Here is an 18,898-nt window from a genome sequence, read left to right on the forward strand (position 1 = left end):
CTGCGCTGTACTGTGGGAGCCGGCTTGCCGGCGATGGGGCCCGCCTGACAACCCCACCACCCGGACCCGCCCCATGCCCTTTACCTTTCGCGCCCTGCGTCTGGGGCTGATCACCCTGCTGATCCTCGCCGGCACCGCACTGAGCGCCGGCTGGGCCATGCACCAGGCCAAGCGCCAGGCCATGGAAGACGACGCCCGCCGCGCCAGCCAGCAGTTGGGGTTGTACGCCAATTCGCTGCACACCCTGATCGAACGCTACCGCGCATTGCCTGCGGTGCTGGCGCTGGACCCGGAGCTCATCGAAGCCTTGCGCGGCCCGGTCGGCGAAGCGGTGCAGGACGCCCTCAACCGCAAGCTCGAACGCATCAACGGCGCCGCCAACTCCTCCACCCTGGAGCTGCTCGACCGCACCGGCCTTGCGGTAGCGGCCAGCAACTGGCGCCTGCCGACCACCTACGTGGGTTCCAACTACGGCTTTCGCCCCTATTTCAAACAGACCCGCAGCCAGGGCAGCGGCCGCTTCTATGCGGTCGGCGTGACCAGTGGCGTGCCGGGCTACTTTCTTGCCAGCGCGGTCAATGACGAACACGGGCGCTTTCTCGGTGCCATGGTGGTCAAGCTCGAGTTCCCCGAGCTGGAACGCGAATGGCGCCAGGGCAGCGATATCCTCCTGGTCAGCGACGCACGCGGCATCACCTTCATCGCCAACCAGGACGGCTGGCGCTACCGCGAACTGCAACCGCTCAGCGGCGCCGACCGCGCCGAACTTGCCGAAACCCGGCAGTACGACAAGCAGCCACTGGTACCCCTGCAGCATCAGGTGCTGACCCACTTTGCCAGCAACAGCCAGCTCACCCGCGTGCAAGGCCCCGACGGGCCTGCCGAGTACCTGTGGGAAAGCCTGCCGCTGGAGGGTGAAGGCTGGACCTTGCACCTGCTGCGCAAGCCGCAAGTGGCAGCCGATGGCCGCAACGCCGCCCTCGGCGCTGCCGCCGTGTGGTTGAGCCTGGTCTTCGCCGCGCTGTTCGTCAGCCAGCGCTGGCGCCTGGCCCGCCTGCGCCAGCGCAGCCGCGATGAACTCAAGCGCCAGGTCGAGGAACGTACCCGCGAGCTGCGCACCGCCCAGGAGGGCCTGGTGCAGTCGGCCAAGCTGGCGGCCCTGGGGCAGATGTCCGCGGCCATGGCCCACGAGATCAACCAGCCCCTGACCACCCAGCGCATGCAACTGGAAACCCTGCGCCTGCTGCTCGACCATGGTCGCTACGAAGAAGCGCGCAAGGCCCTGGAGCCGCTGGAGCAGATGCTCACGCGCATGGCCGCGCTGACCGGCCACCTGAAGACCTTCGCCCGCAACAGCCCAGGCGGCCTGCGCGAACGGCTGGACCTGGCCACCGTGGTCGATCAGGCCCTGCAGTTGCTCGACACCCGCATCCGTGGCGACGGCGTCGAAGTGGCCCTGTACCTGGCGCGCCCGGCCTGGGTGCGCGGCGATGCGATCCGCCTGGAGCAGGTGCTGATCAACCTGCTGCGCAATGCCCTCGACGCCATGGCCGACAAGCGCTACAAGCGCCTGGAGATCCGCATCGAGCCCGACGGCACGCAGTGGCGTCTGAGCGTGCTCGATTCAGGCGGCGGCATCGCCGACGCCGACCTGGCCAAGGTCTTCGACCCGTTCTTCACCACCAAGCCGGTGGGCGAAGGCCTCGGCCTGGGCCTGGCCATTTCCTATGGCATCATCATCGATGCCGGCGGCCAGCTGCAGGCCGAGAACCTGCCAGGCGGCGCCCGCCTGAGCCTTGCCCTGCCCCGTGACCTGGAGCCTGTATGTTGAATTCGGTGATCGTCGTCGATGATGAAGCAAGCATCCGCAGCGCCGTCGAACAGTGGTTGAGCCTGTCCGGCTTCAGCGTGCAGCTGTACGCCCGCGCCGAGGAATGCCTGGCGCACCTGCCGCGGCATTTTCCCGGGGTGATCATCAGCGATGTGCGCATGCCCGGCATGGGCGGCCTGCAGTTGCTCGAACGCCTGCAGGCCGATGACCCGGACCTGCCGGTGATCCTGCTGACCGGCCATGGCGATGTGCCAATGGCGGTGGAGGCCATGCGCAACGGGGCCTACGACTTCCTGGAAAAACCCTTTACCCCGCAGCATCTGCTGGGCAGCCTGCGCCGGGCCCTGGAGAAACGCCAGCTGGTGCTGGAGAACCGCCGCCTGCATGAACAGGCCGACCTCAAGTCGCGCCTGGAAGCCACCCTGCTGGGGATGTCCCAGGGCCTGCAGCAGCTGCGCCGCCAGGTGCTGGACCTGGCCAACCTGCCGGTCAATGTGCTGATCCGGGGCGAGACCGGCAGCGGCAAGGAACGCGTCGCCCGCTGCCTGCACGACTTCGGCCCACGGGCCGGCAAGCCCTTCGTCGCGCTCAACTGCGCGGCGATCCCCGAGTCGCTGTTCGAGGCCGAGCTGTTCGGCCACGAGAGCGGCGCGTTCACCGGGGCGCAAGGCAAGCGCATCGGCAAGCTGGAATACGCCAATGGCGGCACGGTGTTTCTCGACGAGATCGAAAGCATGCCCTTGGCCCAGCAAGCCAAATTGCTGCGCGTGATCCAGGAACAGAAACTGGAGCGGCTGGGGGCCAACCAGAGCATCAGCGTCGACTTGCGGATCATCGCCGCCACCAAGCCCGACCTGCTCGAGGAGGCGCGCGCCGGGCGTTTTCGCGAAGACCTGGCCTATCGCCTGAACGTCGCCGAACTGCGCCTGGCGCCGCTGCGCGAACGGCGCGAGGACATCCCGTTGTTGTTCGAGCATTTCGCCCGGGCGGCAGCCGAAAAGCTCGGCCGCAGCGCACCGCCGCTGGCCGGGGCGCAATTGGCCCAGCTGCTGTCGCACGACTGGCCGGGCAATGTGCGCGAGCTGGCCAATGCGGCGGAGCGGCATGCCCTGGGCCTGGGTTCGCCGAGCCTGGAAGGCGCGCCTGCCAGCCAGTCACTGGCCGAACAGATCGAAGCCTTCGAGGCGCAATGCCTGCGCGCGGCGCTGCGTGCGCACAAGGGTGAGATCAAGGGCGTGATGGAAGCGCTGCAGCTGCCACGGCGGACATTGAACGAGAAGATGCAGCGCCATGGCCTGGTGCGCGAGGATTTCGTCTCGCGCGAATAAGCGGAAATCCGCCTATTGGGCGCATTGGATGAGCGGGAAACCGCTTATCCTCGGGTTTTTCGGGGCTGCTTTGCAGCCCATCGCGGCCAGGCCCGCGCCTACGCAGTACGCGTCACACGTGGGCTGATGCCCTCGAATGGATCGCTGTGCACCCAATTGGCACAGCTCGTGCAAAACCCTTCTCAAGCTGCGCCCAGGCGCGCTCCACAAAAACAACGAGAAGGTATCCCTGATGGATAACGCCACCTCCCTGCCCGCCGGGGCGGCCATCGCGCCCGCCGCAGAAAAAACCACCGCCAGCCGCCTCAAGTCGATCTTCAGTGGCTCCATCGGCAACATGGTCGAATGGTACGACTGGTACGTCTACGCCGCATTCTCGCTGTACTTCGCCAAGGCCTTCTTCCCCGCCGGCGACTCCACCGCGCAACTGCTCAACACCGCCGCGATCTTCGCCGTGGGCTTCCTCATGCGCCCGATCGGTGGCTGGCTGATGGGCCTGTATGCCGACCGCAAGGGCCGCAAGGCCGCACTGATGGCCTCGGTATTGCTGATGTGCGCAGGCTCGCTGGTCATCGCCCTGACCCCGGGCTATGAAACCATCGGCGTCGCCGCCCCCGTGCTGCTGGTCATCGCCCGCCTGATGCAAGGCCTGTCGGTGGGTGGCGAATACGGCACCTCGGCCACCTACCTGAGCGAAATGGCCAGCAAGGACCGCCGCGGCTTCTTCTCCAGCTTCCAGTACGTGACGCTGATCTCCGGCCAGCTCATCGCCCTGGCGGTGCTGATCGTGCTGCAGCAGACCCTGACCACCGAGCAGCTGTATGCCTGGGGCTGGCGCGTACCCTTCGTGATCGGCGCGCTGTGCGCGGTGGTTGCCCTGTACCTGCGCCGCGGCATGGAAGAAACCGCCTCCTTCACCAAGAAGGAAAAGGCCAAGGAAAGCCTGATGCGCACCCTGATGCGCCACCCCAAGGAATTGATGACCGTGGTCGGCCTGACCATGGGCGGTACCCTGGCCTTCTACACCTACACCACCTACATGCAGAAGTACCTGGTCAACACCGTGGGCATGAGCATCAGCGACTCGACCACCATCTCGGCGGCCACGCTGTTCCTGTTCATGTGCCTGCAGCCGGTCATCGGCGGCCTCTCGGACAAGATCGGCCGGCGCCCGATCCTGATCGCCTTCGGCGTGCTCGGCACCCTGTTCACCGTGCCGATCCTCAGCACCCTGCACACCATCCAGACCTGGTGGGGTGCGTTCTTCCTGATCATGGCGGCGCTGATCATCGTCAGCGGCTACACCTCGATCAACGCCGTGGTCAAGGCCGAGCTGTTCCCCACCGAGATCCGCGCCCTGGGCGTCGGCCTGCCGTATGCGCTGACCGTCTCGATCTTCGGCGGCACCGCCGAGTACGTGGCCCTGTGGTTCAAGAGCGCGGGCATGGAAAGCGGCTTCTACTGGTATGTGACGGCGTGCATCGCCTGCTCGCTGCTGGTGTACGCGACCATGAAGGACACCAAGCAGCATTCGCGGATTACCACTGACTGACGGTGATTGCGGTTAAAAAAGGCGCTCCGTATGAACGGGGCGCCTTTTTTTTGAAGCCTGAAAACCTCGATGCATGCGAATGAGCCGATTAAAAGCGCTATTCGGCTCATTTCGTGAGCCGAATAGCCGGCCTAATCGGCTCATCCGCTCGTTTACTCAGGACATCTCCAACGCCTGACGTGGCTCACGGCGCTGGTACCAGGTCGCCATCAGCACCAGCACCAGCAGCACGCCGCCCAATACGGCGGAAGAACCGATGGTGCCGAAGTCCAGCCCGCCTTTCTCGTGCGGCTTGGTCAGGAAGTCGCCCAGGGTGGCGCCAAACGGGCGGGTCAGTACGAAGGCGACCCAGAACAGCACCACGCCGGGGATGCGCGTCCAGTAGCGGGCCAGCACCACCAGGGCGATGGCGCTGCCGATCAGCAGGGCACCGCCGGCAAAGCCCAGGCCCGAATCATCGGCCAGGTAGTCGCCCAGCGCCGTACCCAGGGTGTTGGAGAACAGGATCGCCACCCAGTAGAACAGCTCACCCGTGCGCGTCTTGATGCGGGTGACGTCCAGCGGGTTGCCGCTCAGGCGCCAGACCAGGAAGGTCAGCAAGAGGATGCCGATGAGGATCGCCGAACCCGCTGCATAACCCAGGCCCAGGGTGCGGTCCATGAAGTCGGACATGGTGGTGCCGGCGGTGCTGGTGGAGAGGATCACCAGCCAGTAGAGCATCGGGTGGTAGCGGCGCGAGTAGAGTTGGCCGAGCAAGGTCAGCAGGAACACGCTGATCAGCAGCATCGAGCTGACGGCATAGCCAACGTTCAGGGTCATCGACAGCAGGTCGCCGGCCGTCTCGCCCAGGGTGGTTGCGCAGATCTTCATGACCCAGAAGGCCAGGGTGATTTGCGGAAGTTTGTTCATTGTTTGCCGCTCCGGGAAAAGGTGCGGCGATGGTGATGAGCGGTACCTGAAAAATCGGTTGGCGGTTTATGAAAAAAGCGTTGATCCCTTCGTTGCCAATTCATTTAGGCGCCTTAACCCCTGATTAATGCCACCACGGCATCCTGCCTGCGCTGACAAAAGCGAATTACTCCGTGGATACGCAACAGGCCACACCTGCTGCGAAATCACGATAGCGGCATTCTTAATAATCGATTTAATCGATCATTTAACGTCAATTTTTGCGCTTTTTTATCGATTTAATCGGCGTAGCATTAAACCCATAGAAACAAACAACCTCTCGCACCCAACGGAGCAACGACCATGAAAAACAAACTGATCCTTACCCTGGCCTTCTCGGTTTTCGCCACTGGCGCCTTCGCCGAAGATGGCTTCGACCGCACCAACGCCCACAGCTTCGCAGCGGCCCAGAGCCAAGCGGCCACTTACGCTGAAGATGGTTTTGATCGCACTGGCGCACAACGTTTCGCCGAAGACGGCTTCGATCGCACCGGCGCTCAACGTTTCGCCGAAGACGGCTTCGATCGCACCGGCGCCCAGCGCTTCGCCGAAGACGGCTTCGACCGCACCGGCGCCCAGCGCTTTGCCGAAGATGGCTTTGACCGCACCAACGCCCACCGCATCAGCTGATCCCTGATGCGAGCAACCAGCCCGGCCTCGGCCGGGCTTGATCATTTCCAGGCGGGCACAAGCTTGGCACACTAGGCGCCTCGTCCCCTCTGGAGGTAGGGCCACAAGCCCGACAGATGTACTACTACGAACCCGCCAAAGGCCACGGCCTGCCCCACGATCCGTTCAACGCCATTGTCGGCCCGCGCCCGATCGGCTGGATCTCCTCCCAGGACCGCGAAGGCCGCCTGAACCTTGCGCCCTACAGCTTCTTCAACGCCTTCAACTACATCCCACCGATCATCGGTTTCTGCAGCGTCGGGCGCAAAGACAGCCTGAACAACATCGAGCAGACCGGCGAGTTCGTCTGGAACCTGGCCACCCGCCCCCTGGCCGAAGCCATGAACCAGAGCTGCGCAGCCGTACCGGCAGAGGTGAACGAGTTCGACCTGAGCGGCTTGACCGCAACCCCGTCGAGCCTGGTCAAGGTGCCCCGCGTGGGCGAAACCCCGGTGGCCTTCGAATGCAAGGTGAGCCAGATCGTCCAGCTCAAGCGGGCCGACCAGGAGTTGGTGCCGAGCTGGCTGATCCTTGGCGAGGTGGTGGCCGTGCACATCGCCGAGCACCTGCTCAAGGACGGCATCTACGACACCGCGGCCGCCGAGCCGATCTTGCGCGGCGGTGGCCCGGCGGACTACTTCGAACTGGGCAACCTGTTCAAGATGCGCAGGCCACAGGTGTGATCACCAGATCAGCTCGCCTTCCTCGCCCACGCCATTGAGGCGTTGCAGCTCAGCGCAGGCGGCCTCGTCGGCCGCCATGGCGCTGCTGAACACCTGGCCATCAAGCACCTTGTGAAAGCGCGGCGCACCGCCCATGTTCAGGGCCTTGACCGCGATGGCGGCGTTGTAGCCACCGCCTTGCACCGGGACCATCGCCGAAACCGCTTCGAAATGCGGGAATTCTCTACGTGCCATGTCGCTATCCGCGTCGTTGATCGAGGGGCGGCATTCTACCCCGTGCAGCGGGGCATTCAATCGAAGGTATGCAGGTCGAGGCTGCTGACCACCTGGGCCTGCACCAGCTCGCCGAATACCTCCAGGGTTGGCGAGGCGAAGTAGCCGCTCATCGCCTGCTGGTCGCACCAGCTGCCGCTGAGCAGCCACAGGTCGGCGTCGGCCTGCGAGCGCTGCACGCTGAAACTCAGGCAGCCCGGGGTGCGCAACGAGGGCTCGAGCAAGTCGCGCAGGCGCGCGCCGAGCTCTGCCGAACGGCCGTTGCTGGCGCGGATGAAAGCCAAGTGAGTGACCGGTTGTCGTAGGGCCATTGCACGATCTCCTTGAAGCACACGGACGGAAAAACCAGGCTGCCAAGGTTAGGGGCTGGCCCGCGCGGCGCGTTAGGCCATTACTGCACGTCGATTGCCTGATTCTGCCGCGCGGCAGGATCAGGCAATCGACGTGCAGCTTTCGACTAGCGCCGGCCATTGCCCAAACCTATGCTGCGTCGGTCAGCAGAGGAAAGCCATCATGACCACCGCCCCGTCCCTCGACCCGACCCTGGAAGTGCAACGCCAGGAACTGGCCGAGCTGATCCGCCGACATGCCGGCGAACCCCATGGCCCGGCCTCGGCCATCGACGACTTGTACCTGGTGCGCTACACCGAAAACGTGCGGTCGGTGCCGACCCTGGCGCAACCGGCCCTGTGCATCCTCGCCCAGGGCAGCAAGAGCCTGTTCCTGGGCGATGAGCAATACGCCTACGACCCATTGCACTACATGGTGGTTTCGGTGACCTTGCCGTTGAGCGGCGTCAAGCTCGACGCCAGCCCGGAGCAGCCCAGCCTTGGCCTGCGCCTGGACCTCGACCCGGCCGAGATCAGCCAGCTGATTGCCGAAAGCGGGCCGATGCTGGTGCCCAGCCTGCCCTCGGGGCGCGGCCTGTACGTGGAAAGGACCGACCCGCAGATGCTCGATGCCCTGCTGCGCCTGATCCGCCTGCTGGATACGCCGCGCGACATTGCCATGCTGGCACCGCTGTTTCGCCGGGAAATCCTCTACCGCCTGCTGCGTGGGCCGCAGGGCTACCGCCTGTATGAAATCGCCCTGGCCAACAGCCAGACGCACCGGGTGTGCCAGGCCATCACCTGGCTCAACCAGAACTTCCAGCAACCGCTGCGCATCGAGGACCTGGCACGGGAAGTCAACCTCAGCACCTCGACCTTGCACCACCGGTTCAAGGCCGTGACGTCGATGAGCCCGCTGCAGTATCAGAAGCAGCTGCGCCTGCAGGAGGCGCGGCGGCTGATGCTCAATGACGGGCTGGAAGCGGCGGTGGCGGGCTATCGGGTGGGGTATGAAAGCCCGTCGCAGTTCAGCCGGGAGTACAGCCGGCTGTACGGGGCGCCGCCGATTCGCGATGTGGCGCGGTTGCGCGCCAGTGCCGGCTGATCAGCCGGCTACCGCCGCCTGCCAGCGGTTCTGGTCCACCTCGATCAAGGTCGGCCCCTTGCGCTCTGCGGCGCGCCCCAGGGCAGCCTGCAGTTGCTGCACGTCGGCAACCGCCTCGGCCTCGGCCCCCAGTGCCTTGGCCACGCCAATGAAGTCCGGCGTGTGGATGTCCACCCCGACCGGTTCGATGGCGCGGTTGACCATGTACTTCTTGATCTCCTCATAGCCCTGGTTATTCCACAGCAGCACGATCAGCGGCACCTGCGCCTCCACCGCGCTGGCCAGCTCCGGCAGGGTGAACTGCAGGCCACCATCGCCAATCAGGCACACCGCAGGCGCGCGCTCGGCCAGCTGCTCGGCACTGCCCAGCCAGGCGCCCATCGCCGCAGGCAGCGCATAGCCCAGGGTGCCGTAGCCGGTCGAGGCGTTGAACCAGCGCCGGGGCGCGGGCATGTCCAGGGTCAGGTTGCCGGTGTACACCGGCTGGGTCGAATCCCCCACCAGGATGGCATTGGGCAGGCGCTCGAGGATGCTGGTCAGCAGGCGTGTCTGGCTCAGGGTCGGCTGGTCCCAGCTGGCCGCCAGGGTGTCGCGCAGCCGCTGTGCACGCGCCGCGCCCCACTGGCTGTCATGGCCTGGGGCTGGCAACACCTGCAAGGCGTCCAGCAACGCCTGCGCGGCCAGCTCGGCATCGGCGACCAAGGCCAGCTCCGGCAGGTAATTGCGCACGGTCTGGTCCGGGTCGATATCGACCCGCAGCAGGCTGCCAGGGATCTCGAAGCCACCTTTGAACGTCACGTCGTAATCGGTTTCGCCAAGCTCGGTGCCGATCGCCAGCACCACGTCGGCTTCGGCCACCAGCGCGCGGGTGGCCACCAGCGACTGGGTCGAGCCGATCTGCAGCGGGTGCTCGGCCGGCAACAGGCCTTTGGCGTTGATGGTCAGGGCCACCGGCGCCTGCAGGTACTCGGCCAGGCGCGCCAGCGGCGCACCTGCGGCCAAGGCGCCGCCACCGGCGAGGATCAGCGGCTTGCGTGCCTTGGCCAGGCGTTCGGCCATCTGCGCCACGGCCTGCGGCGCCGCGCCTGCACGGCTGCTGCGCACCGGGCGGCCCGGCAGCAGGTGGTCGGCGGGCTCGACCAGCACATCCAGCGGGATTTCGATGTGCACCGGGCGCGGGCGCGCGCCGTCGAACACGGCAAAGGCGCGAGCCAGCACCTGCGGCAGGTCGTCGGCGCTCATCAGCGTCTGCGAGAAGGCCGCCACACCGGCCACCAGCGCGCCCTGGTTGGGCAGCTCGTGCAGCTTGCCTCGGCCACCGCCCAGTTGATCACGCGACTGCACGCTGGAAATCACCAGCATGGGGATCGAGTCGGCATAGGCCTGGCCCATGGCAGTGGTGATGTTGGTCATGCCGGGGCCGGTGATGATGAAGCACACGCCGGGTTTGCCACGGGTACGTGCGTAGCCATCAGCCATGAAACCAGCGCCCTGCTCGTGGCGCGGGGTGATGTGGCGGATGGATGAAGCCGCCAGGCCTCGGTACAGCTCCACGGTGTGCACACCGGGAATGCCGAAGACATGGTCCACACCATAGCCTTCAAGGAGTTTGACCAGTACTTCGCCGCAGGTTGCCATGGGTTTCACCTTGCATCTTGTTGGAGATCTGCGCCCATTGGACCCAACCCGCGGCTATCGCCACAATGCAAAAAAACACATACTAGCCATGTCCTGTAATCATGGCTTATCGCAATGAAACGCCTACCGCCCCTGCCCGCCCTGCATACGTTTCTGGTCACCGCCCAGCACTGCAATTTCACCCGCGCCGCCCAGCAGCTGCATATCACCCAGGGCGCGGTCAGCCGGCAGATTGCCGGGCTCGAAGAGCACCTGGGCTATGCCCTGTTCCAGCGCCAGGCGCGTGGCCTGAGCCTGACCCGCGAGGGCCAGGACTGGCTGCCGCGGGTGCAGCAGGTATTTGCATTGATCGAGCAAGGCGTGCGCGAGGTGGGTGGGCGCAGCGCCACCTTGCAGCTCAAGGCACCGACCTGCGTGATGCGCTGGCTGCTGCCGCGCCTGATGGAATGGCAGGCGCTGCGCCCGGACGTGCCGGTGGAGCTGACCACCACGGTGCAGCACGGCGTGGATTTTCGCCGCGAGGGCTTCGATGCGGCGGTGGTCTATGGCGACGCGCCCAATCATGGGCTGCACGTGCGCAAGCTGTTCGACGAGCAACTGACCCCGGTGTGTGCGCCCTCGCTGCTGGCGGGGCCTGTGCCGCTGAGGGAGGTCGCCGACCTCAAGCGCCATATGCTGCTGCACCCCTCGCGCGACGAGCATGACTGGCGGCTATGGCTGCAGGCCGCAGGTGCCGCCCTGGATGGCCAAGGGCCCAGGCAGCATTTCGAAACCCTGGACATGGCCATGGCGATGGCCTCGCAGGGGACCGGAGTGGCCATTGGTGATCGGGCGCTGATCGGCGACGACCTCAACAGCGGCAGGCTGTGCATGCCGTTCGGGCTCAAGGTGCTGACGGGCAAGGGCTATTACCTGGCGTGTCAGCCGAGGAATGTGCCGGCGGGGTTGGTCGAATTGATGGATTGGTTGCAGGGCCGGGCTGAGCAGTAAAGAGCCGTGCAAGCCCTTGTGGGAGCCGGCTTGCCGGCGATGAGGCCAGGGCAGGCAATGCCGGCTCGCCTGTGCGGGCCCTATCGCCGGCAAGCCGGCTCCCACAGAGAGGGTGGAGCAGCGCCGGCTCAGTAGCCGACGGTGAACCGCTGCCGCGAGTGCGCCGGCTTTTCCAGCTCATCGATCATGGCGATGGCGTAGTCGGCAAAGCTGATCCAGCTCTTGCCATCGGCGCCGATCAGCAAATGGTCCTTGCCCAAGGTGTAGTGCCCGGTGCGCTCGCCTTCGACGAACTCCGCCGACGGCGACAGGAAGGTCCAGTCCAGGTTCTGCTCCTGGCGCAATTGCTCGAGGAACCTTGCCCCGGCACTCGCTTCTGCCTTGTAGGCCTCTGGAAAGTCCGGGCTGTCGATGACCCGGTGCCCGGAAGGCAGCAGCAGGCTGCCGGCGCCGCCCACCACCAGCAGGCGCTTGACCCCGGCCCGCTTGACCGGCTCGATGATCGCGTGCGGCTCGATGGTGGCGAAATGTGCCGCGCTCAGCACCGCGTCCACCCCTGCCAGCGCCTTTTGCAGCGCCGCGCTGTCGGTGACATCCAGCGCCTGTACCGTGACGCCCTCGCGGCCCTGCAGCCGTGAAGGGTCACGGGCAATGGCCAGCACACTGTGCCCGCGGCGCAGGGCTTCTTCCAGCAGTTGGCTGCCAGCCCGGCCGGTAGCGCCGATGATTGCAATCTTGCTCATGGGAAACACTCCATCAAGTGAACGGAATTACCACTTCATCTCGCCCTTGGCGACCTTGGCGCTAAGCTCCAGCGAGCTTTCATCGGCAAGGCCCGGGTAACGCTTGCTCATGGCCGCGACCAACGCCCCGGCATCTTTTGCCTTGGCGGTTTCGGCATCGAAGTCACGAATGTAGTTCGCGGTGAAGCGCACTGCCTCCAGCGAACGGCTGCTTTGGCCCATGAAGTGGCCGGGGATGACCGTGCGCGGCGCCAGCTTTTCGATCTGCGCCAGCGTGCCGAGCCAGTCGGCATGGGACTTGGGCGACTGGGTGTCGGCCATCCACACATGGATGTTCTCTGCCACCACCACGCCGCCGACCACGGCCTTGATCGACGGGATCCAGACGAAACTGCGGTCAGGTTGCGGGCCATCCAGGCCCATCACCTCGAGGGCCTGGCCTTCCAGCAACAGCCGGTTGCCATCGAGCACCTGCGGCACCACCAGCCTGGCGGGTTTGTCGGCGCCCATCTGCGGGCCCCAGTAGGCCAGCTTGGCGTCCTTGGTCTGGCGGATATGCGCCACCGTGGCCGCCGAGGCCAGGACCTTGGCATCCGGGAAGGCCTGGGTCAGGGTGTCGAGGCCGAAGTAGTAGTCCGGGTCGCCATGGCTGATGTAGATGGTCTTCAACTGCTTGCCGCTGGCCCGCAGGCGCTGCGCCAGCTGCTCGGCCTGGGCCTTGCCGAACTGGGCATCGACCAGGATCGCGTCCTTCTTGCCGGTCACGATCACCGAGCTGACCGGAAAGATCGCCTCGTGCCCGGGGTTGTAGACTTCAAGGTGCAGCGGCTCGGCCGCCAGCACCGGGCCGGTCAGCGCAACACAGGCCAGCAACAGGCCGCGCAAAGGCGTGAAAAGAGACATCGCAAGCACTCACTCGTAGAAGAATGCCTCACAGCTTAGTTGCCCGATCCGTCACAAAAAATGCGATGCTCAGACATAGTTTGTTTCTGAAATCGGGCAAATCATGGACCGTCTCAACGCCATGCGCGTATTCGTCACCGTCGTCGACCTGGGCAGCCAATCGGCGGCGGCGGATCATCTGCAACTGTCACGGCCAGTGGTTTCACGCTATTTGGCCGAGCTGGAAGACTGGGTCGGCGCGCGGCTGATGCAGCGCACCACGCGCAAGCTGAGCCTGACCGCTGCCGGCCAGCAGACCCTGCCCCGCTGCCGCCAGCTGCTGGAGCTGGCCGGCGACCTGCAAACCGCCGTGCGCCAACCCGATGACGCGCCACGCGGGCAGTTGCGCATCAGCGTCAGCACCTCGTTCGGCCAGGCGCAGTTGGTGGACGCAGTGGCCGAGTACGTGCGCCGCTATCCCGGCGTGAAGGTGGAGCTGCAGATGCTCGACCGCACCGTGAACCTGGTGGACGAGCGCATCGACCTGGCCATCCGCACCAGCAACGACCTGGACCCCAACCTGATCGCCCGGCGCCTGACCGTGTGCCGCTCGGTGGTGTGCGCGGCCCCGGCCTACCTGCGCGAGCGCGGCACACCGCAGCGGGTCGAGGAGTTGAGCCAGCACAATTGCCTGACCCACGCCTACTTCGGCCACAGCCTCTGGCATTTCGAGGTGGACGGCCAGCAGGTCGCGGTGCCGGTGGACGGCAACATCAGCGCCAACGAAGCGATGACCTTGCAAAAGGCGGCGCTGGCCGGCGCGGGGGTCGCCATGCTGCCGACCTACCAGGCCGCAGCAGCCCTGCACAGCGGCGAGCTGGTGCGCCTGCTGCCCGAGGCGCGGCCACGGGAGCTGAACTTGAATGCGGTGTACACGTCCCGCAAGCACATGCCGGCAACCTTGCGCAGCATGCTGGACTTTCTCGCGCAGCGCTTCACCGCGGAGCCTGAGTGGGACCGCTAGCCGGCGGCGCCGGTCACTCCTCGACGCTCATGTATTCCTTGGCCCAGCGGATGTAGTCCTCAGGCTGGGTGTAGGTGTGCGAGAGCTCGGTGGCGCTGAGGTTCTCGGACTTGTTCTGCTGGCCACGCTGCAGGCGCAGGCAATCGTAGGTGGCCTTGATCGAGGCGAAGTAGGCGGCGTGGCCGTCGACCACGATGCGCACGCCCAGGCGCGCCAGGCGCTCGTCGTCGCGCAGGTTGGGGTTGGCGTAGGTCACCAGCATCAGCGGCACGGTCAGGTGCTCGGCGATCTGCTCGAGCTGCTCGAAATCCTTCACCCCCACCATGCAGATACCGTCGGCGCCGGCCTTCTGGTAGCTCTGGGTGCGCACGATGATCTCTTCGGTGCTGAGCACGCCGGCATTGGTGCGGGCGATGATTGACAGCGAGGAATCGACCCGCGCCTCCAGCGCTGCGCGGATCTTGCCGACACCCTCGTCCACCGGGATCAGGTCGGTGGACTTGCGCCCGAACTGGGCCGGCAGCAGGGTGTCCTCGATGGTCAGCGCGGCCACGCCGGCACGCTCGAGCTCGATGACCGTGCGCATCACATTGAGCGCATTGCCGTAGCCGTGGTCGGCGTCGGCCAGCACCGGCAACTGGGCCACGCGGCCGATGCGGGTCGCCTGCTCGACGAATTCGCTGAGGGTGATCAGGGCGAAGTCCGGCGCTGCCAGTACCTGCAAGGACGCGACCGAACCGCCAAGAATGCCGACTTCGAAGCCCAGGTCAGCGGCAATGCGCGCCGACATCGGGTCGAACACCGAAGCTGTGTGGTAGCAGGCACCTGAAGCGAGCAGCTCGCGGAAGGCAAAACGCAGATCTTGATGGGAAGCCTTGGGCATGATCACTCCGCTAAATACGTGAAAATTGAACGGTTGCTACCGACCCCTGAATCGGGTCTACCTGACCTGTTCCAACCGTCGCCATCTGGGCGGTCATGCTCGACATGCAGGCAGAGGAATAAAAGGTGTGGGAGACAGCGACACGCAAACCGGCGGCTCTTGGTTGCACCAAGCTGGTGCGAGCCCCGGTTTTCAGCCTCTGCGGTACAGCCACGATATCACGCGGCCATGCAGCACTGGATGAATGCGCCAATGCCGATCTTGCATAGGGGATGCAGATAGTACATAGGAAGCTACCTAAGTCGGGTTACAATTCGATGGCCTCTTTGCGGGGCAAGCCCGCTCCCACAGTCATTGTGCCGTCTCAAGGGCAGTGCAGTACCTGTGGGAGCGGGCTTGCCCCGCGAAGAGGCCGCTACAGGCAACCCACAGCCTATGACAAGGTAATTCTCGTGACCGCCGCCCTGCCCCCAACCGCTCTGCGCAACGTGCTCACCGCCTTGATGCTGGCGATCTTTCTCGGAGCCCTCGACCAGACCATCGTCGCCGTCTCCCTGCCCGCCATCTCGGCCCAGTTCAACGACGTTGGCCTGCTGGCCTGGGTGATCTCCGGCTACATGGTGGCGATGACCGTGGCCGTGCCCATCTACGGCAAGCTGGGCGACCTGTATGGCCGGCGGCGCATGATCCTCACCGGCATCAGCCTGTTCACCCTGGCCTCGATCGCCTGCGCGCTGGCCCAGGACATGCAGCAACTGGTGCTGGCGCGGGTGCTGCAAGGCATTGGCGCGGGGGGCATGGTTTCGGTGAGCCAGGCGATCATCGGCGACTTCGTGCCGCCGCGCGAGCGCGGCCGCTACCAGGGCTATTTCAGCAGCATGTACGCGGTGGCCAGCGTCGCTGGGCCGGTACTCGGCGGCTGGCTGACCGCCTACCTGTCGTGGCGCTGGGTGTTCTGGGTCAACTTGCCACTGGGGCTGGTTGCCCTGTGGGCCATCCGCCGCGCCTTGGCCGGCATGCCGGTACAGCGCCGCCAGGCGCGGGTGGACTATTTGGGTGCGCTGCTGCTGATCGTGGGCCTGGGCAGCCTGCTGCTGGGCATCACCCTGGTCGGCCAGGGCCATGCCTGGGCCGCGCCGCCGGTGCTGGCGCTGTTCGGCTGCGCCGGGCTTGGCCTGGTGCTGTTCATCCAGCATGAGCGGCGCTGCCAGGAACCCTTGCTGCCGCTGGGCCTGTTCGGCAACCGGGTCGCCGTGCTGTGCTGGGGAGTGATCTTCTTCGCCAGCTTCCAGTCGATCTCGCTGACCATGCTGATGCCCCTGCGCTACCAGGGCATCACCGGCGCCGGTGCCGACAGCGCCGCGCTGCACCTGCTGCCGCTGGCCATCGGGCTGCCCATTGGGGCCTTCACCGGCGGGCGCATGACCAGCTTCACCGGGCGTTACAAGCCACAGATTCTTGCCGGCGCGCTGATGATGCCGGTCGCCATCTTCGCCATGGCCATCACCCCGCCGCAGTCGGCGCTGCTCAGCGGCGTGTTCATGCTGCTGACCGGGATCGCCTGTGGCCTGCAATTCCCCACATCGCTGGTGGGCACGCAGAGCGCGGTGGACATCAAGGACATCGGCGTGGCCACCAGTACCACCAACCTGTTCCGCTCGCTGGGCGGCGCCATGGGCGTGGCGTGCATGTCCAGCCTGCTGCTGGCGCTGCTGCACCAGGGTGGCCTGGAAATGCTGGGTAATCCGTTGCTGGGCAGCTTGCAGGCGGGCGCACCGGAACCTGCGACGCAGGCGCGGCTGCTGGAGAGCTTCCGCCACCTGCTGATGGGCAGCGCCGTGGTGTCGCTGCTCGGGTTGGTCGCGGCGTCGGTTTTGCCTGATAGGCAATTGCGAGGGCGATAGTGTTTAATTCCCCCTTAATCAATAAGGGAAACACTTCCTCACAATCCTTAACAAAGTGTCATTTGCGCAGTGCGGGGCTCAAGCGCAGCATATCCAGCCCGGTATCGACCCACTGTTCGGCACCACGCAGCAGGTCGAAGCTGTCCGGCAGCAGCAACCAGCGCCCGATCAGGCCATCGACATAGGCAAAAAGGGCAATCGCCGCGCGCTCGACATCCAGCTCGGCAGGCAACTGCCCACGGCGCACGGCATTGGCCAATGCCAAGGTAATGCCCTCGTGGCAATCCAGCACCGCACCTTGGCGCTGCTGGCGAATTTCACACATGTCATCGGTGAACTCGCACTTGTGATGCAGGATTTCATTGATACGCCGGGTTCGGGCATCAAGCACCAACTCGTTGAACACTTGCAGCAGCAGCTTGTGCATGCAGCCAAGCGGGTCCAGTTCGTCCTCGCTTTCGCTGGCGCGCGCCAGGTGGTCATGGGTTTCGTGCAGGCTGTCGAGCAACGCCTGCACCAACTCCGCCTTGTTGTTGAAATGCCAGTAGATTGCCCCCCGGGTGACGCCCGCCAGCTCGGCGATGTCGGCCAGTGTGGTACGCGCAACCCCGCGCTTGTAGAAGGCCTTTTCCGCTGCCTCTATGATCTGGGCGCGGGTTTCCTGGGCTTCTTCTTTGGTTCGACGGACCATGGCAGTACAACCTCATCTGGGCCCGCAGGCACTGTGCGTGCGGGGAATCCGCCGGGGGCACCTCTGCAGGGTACCTACCGGATTGGCTAATCGACGGCTGGGGACGACATCTGGTAGCACCCAGCGCTATTTACAAACAACCGTGAATGTAAGTATATTCGTTAGTAAGCTATTTATCCACCGGATAGATTTTTTTCTGACAAGACTCTTCCATTACTCTTGAGCGTCTCCCAGCTCTAGCGACCCGAGGATCCTCATGCAATTCAAGCCAGCCGTTACCGCTCTGGTTTCCGCCGTCGCCCTGGCAACCCTGCTAAGTGGCTGTAAGAAAGAAGAAGCCGCGCCCGCAGCGCAGGCTCCTCTGGTCGGCGTCGTTACCTTGCAACCGCAAGCCTTCACCCTGACCTCGGAACTGCCGGGGCGCACCAGCGCCTTCCGCGTCGCCGAAGTGCGCCCGCAGGTCAATGGCATCATCCTCAAGCGCCTGTTCAAGGAAGGCAGCGACGTCAAGGAAGGGCAGCAGCTCTACCAGATCGACCCAGCCGTGTACGAGGCCAACCTGGCCAACGCCCAGGCCAACCTGCAGGCGACCCGCTCGCTGGCCGAGCGCTACAAGCAGCTGATCGACGAGCAAGCCGTTTCCAAGCAGGAATACGACGACGCCAATGCCAAACGATTGCAAGCCGACGCCTCGCTCAAGAGCGCCCAGATCGACCTGCGCTACACCAAGGTACTGGCACCGATCAGCGGCCGCATCGGCCGTTCCTCGTTCACCGAAGGTGCACTGGTGAGCAACGGCCAGACCAACGCCATGGCCACCATCCAGCAGCTCGACCCGATCTACGTCGACGTCACCCAGTCCACTGCCGAGCTGCTCAAGCTGCGCCGTGACCTGGAAAGCGGCCAGCTGCAGAAGGCTGGCGACAACGCCGCCTCGGTACAGCTGGTGCTCGAAGACGGCAGCCTGTTCAAGCAGGAAGGCCGCCTGGAATTCTCCGAAGTCGCGGTCGACGAGACCACCGGCTCGGTGACCCTGCGTGCCATCTTCGCCAACCCCGACCACACCCTGCTGCCTGGCATGTTCGTGCATGCGCGGCTCAAGGCCGGGGTCAACAGCAATGCCATCCTGGCCCCGCAGCAAGGCGTGACCCGTGACCTCAAGGGCGCCCCCACCGCGCTGGTGGTCAACCAGGAAAACAAGGTCGAACTGCGCCAGCTCAAGGCCAGCCGCACCCTGGGCAGCGACTGGCTGATCGAAGAAGGCCTCAACCCGGGCGACCGCCTGATCACCGAAGGCCTGCAGTACGTGCGCCCTGGCGTCGAAGTCAAGGTCAGCGATGCCACCAACGTCAAGAAGCCGGGCGGCCCTGATCAGGCCAACGCGGCCAAAGCAGACGCAAAAGCAGACGCCAAAGCGGAGTAAAC

Annotated in this window: 18 protein-coding genes; 10 read left to right on the plus strand and 8 right to left on the minus strand. The window is 65.2% G+C overall.

The features are described from left to right. Positions 1-73 precede the first annotated feature (73 nt). The 3 genes from ACIPG5_RS12655 (at position 74) to ACIPG5_RS12665 (ending at position 4,711) form a co-directional block, all read left to right on the plus strand. On the plus strand, positions 74-1,831 hold the full coding sequence (locus tag ACIPG5_RS12655) for an ATP-binding protein (protein ID WP_401375365.1): 1,758 nt from the start codon (positions 74-76) through the stop codon (positions 1,829-1,831). Then, positions 1,825-3,159, plus strand: coding sequence for a sigma-54 dependent transcriptional regulator (locus tag ACIPG5_RS12660; protein ID WP_176517270.1), 1,335 nt, complete (start codon positions 1,825-1,827; stop codon positions 3,157-3,159). The genes ACIPG5_RS12655 and ACIPG5_RS12660 overlap by 7 nt, the downstream gene beginning before the upstream one ends. A 232-nt stretch (positions 3,160-3,391) precedes the next feature. Beyond that, entirely contained in the window at positions 3,392-4,711 is a 1,320-nt protein-coding gene (locus ACIPG5_RS12665; RefSeq protein ID WP_176517269.1) for an MFS transporter, read from the plus strand. 156 nt (positions 4,712-4,867) lie between these two features. Here ACIPG5_RS12665 and ACIPG5_RS12670 read toward each other — a convergent pair whose 3' ends face one another. Further along, on the minus strand, positions 4,868-5,620 hold the full coding sequence (locus ACIPG5_RS12670; RefSeq protein ID WP_176517268.1) for a hypothetical protein: 753 nt from the start codon (positions 5,618-5,620) through the stop codon (positions 4,868-4,870). A 342-nt stretch (positions 5,621-5,962) separates the two neighbouring features. On the opposite strand from ACIPG5_RS12670, the gene ACIPG5_RS12675 reads away from it, so the two are divergent. Together ACIPG5_RS12675 and ACIPG5_RS12680 are read left to right on the plus strand one after the other, a co-directional pair. Beyond that, positions 5,963-6,289: a hypothetical protein gene (locus tag ACIPG5_RS12675; protein WP_401375370.1), complete on the plus strand. Its 327-nt coding sequence runs from the start codon at positions 5,963-5,965 to the stop codon at positions 6,287-6,289. A gap of 116 nt (positions 6,290-6,405) precedes the next feature. Further along, on the plus strand, positions 6,406-7,011 hold the full coding sequence (locus ACIPG5_RS12680) for a flavin reductase family protein (protein ID WP_176517266.1): 606 nt from the start codon (positions 6,406-6,408) through the stop codon (positions 7,009-7,011). Here the strand turns inward: ACIPG5_RS12680 and ACIPG5_RS12685 are convergent, their stop codons facing one another. After that, positions 7,012-7,245: a hypothetical protein gene (locus ACIPG5_RS12685; RefSeq protein WP_176517265.1), complete on the minus strand. Its 234-nt coding sequence runs from the start codon at positions 7,243-7,245 to the stop codon at positions 7,012-7,014. Positions 7,246-7,301: 56 nt separating this feature from the next. Then, entirely contained in the window at positions 7,302-7,595 is a 294-nt protein-coding gene (locus tag ACIPG5_RS12690) for a putative quinol monooxygenase (RefSeq protein ID WP_176517264.1), read from the minus strand. Between the two features lie 202 nt (positions 7,596-7,797). On the opposite strand from ACIPG5_RS12690, the gene ACIPG5_RS12695 reads away from it, so the two are divergent. After that, positions 7,798-8,718, plus strand: coding sequence for an AraC family transcriptional regulator (locus ACIPG5_RS12695; RefSeq protein WP_176517263.1), 921 nt, complete (start codon positions 7,798-7,800; stop codon positions 8,716-8,718). Here ACIPG5_RS12695 and ACIPG5_RS12700 read toward each other — a convergent pair whose 3' ends face one another. Beyond that, positions 8,719-10,356 carry a 5-guanidino-2-oxopentanoate decarboxylase gene (locus tag ACIPG5_RS12700; protein WP_401375375.1) on the minus strand — a complete coding sequence of 546 codons (1,638 nt, stop codon included), beginning with the start codon at positions 10,354-10,356 and terminating at the stop codon, positions 8,719-8,721. A 114-nt stretch (positions 10,357-10,470) separates the two neighbouring features. Between ACIPG5_RS12700 and ACIPG5_RS12705 the strand changes: the two genes are divergently transcribed. Further along, on the plus strand, positions 10,471-11,346 hold the full coding sequence (locus ACIPG5_RS12705; protein WP_314616240.1) for a LysR substrate-binding domain-containing protein: 876 nt from the start codon (positions 10,471-10,473) through the stop codon (positions 11,344-11,346). A 128-nt stretch (positions 11,347-11,474) separates the two neighbouring features. Here the strand turns inward: ACIPG5_RS12705 and ACIPG5_RS12710 are convergent, their stop codons facing one another. Both ACIPG5_RS12710 and ACIPG5_RS12715 read right to left on the minus strand, forming a co-directional pair. Next, positions 11,475-12,089 (minus strand): NAD(P)-dependent oxidoreductase, encoded by a 615-nt coding sequence (locus ACIPG5_RS12710; protein WP_314616239.1) that lies wholly within the window; start codon positions 12,087-12,089, stop codon positions 11,475-11,477. Between the two features lie 27 nt (positions 12,090-12,116). Beyond that, positions 12,117-12,992 (minus strand): MBL fold metallo-hydrolase, encoded by an 876-nt coding sequence (locus ACIPG5_RS12715; RefSeq protein ID WP_401375379.1) that lies wholly within the window; start codon positions 12,990-12,992, stop codon positions 12,117-12,119. Positions 12,993-13,095: 103 nt separating this feature from the next. On the opposite strand from ACIPG5_RS12715, the gene ACIPG5_RS12720 reads away from it, so the two are divergent. Continuing rightward, complete coding sequence (locus ACIPG5_RS12720) at positions 13,096-13,995, plus strand: LysR family transcriptional regulator (protein ID WP_236235195.1); 900 nt, start codon at positions 13,096-13,098, stop codon at positions 13,993-13,995. Positions 13,996-14,008: 13 nt separating this feature from the next. Here ACIPG5_RS12720 and ACIPG5_RS12725 read toward each other — a convergent pair whose 3' ends face one another. Further along, positions 14,009-14,878 carry an oxaloacetate decarboxylase gene (locus tag ACIPG5_RS12725; RefSeq protein WP_176517257.1) on the minus strand — a complete coding sequence of 290 codons (870 nt, stop codon included), beginning with the start codon at positions 14,876-14,878 and terminating at the stop codon, positions 14,009-14,011. A gap of 452 nt (positions 14,879-15,330) precedes the next feature. On the opposite strand from ACIPG5_RS12725, the gene ACIPG5_RS12730 reads away from it, so the two are divergent. Beyond that, positions 15,331-16,782, plus strand: coding sequence for an MDR family MFS transporter (locus ACIPG5_RS12730; RefSeq protein WP_401375383.1), 1,452 nt, complete (start codon positions 15,331-15,333; stop codon positions 16,780-16,782). 58 nt (positions 16,783-16,840) lie between these two features. Here the strand turns inward: ACIPG5_RS12730 and ttgR are convergent, their stop codons facing one another. Then, complete coding sequence (ttgR, locus tag ACIPG5_RS12735) at positions 16,841-17,473, minus strand: efflux transport transcriptional regulator TtgR (RefSeq protein WP_176517255.1); 633 nt, start codon at positions 17,471-17,473, stop codon at positions 16,841-16,843. 256 nt (positions 17,474-17,729) lie between these two features. Here ttgR and ttgA point away from each other — a divergent pair, with 256 nt between their 5' ends. Beyond that, a complete protein-coding gene (gene ttgA / locus ACIPG5_RS12740; RefSeq protein WP_176517254.1) occupies positions 17,730-18,896 on the plus strand; it encodes a toluene efflux RND transporter periplasmic adaptor subunit TtgA in 1,167 nt (388 codons plus the stop codon). Positions 18,897-18,898 lie beyond the last annotated feature (2 nt).

The organism is Pseudomonas sp. NPDC087029, assembly GCF_044745345.1.
Lineage (GTDB): Bacteria > Pseudomonadota > Gammaproteobacteria > Pseudomonadales > Pseudomonadaceae > Aquipseudomonas > Aquipseudomonas faucium.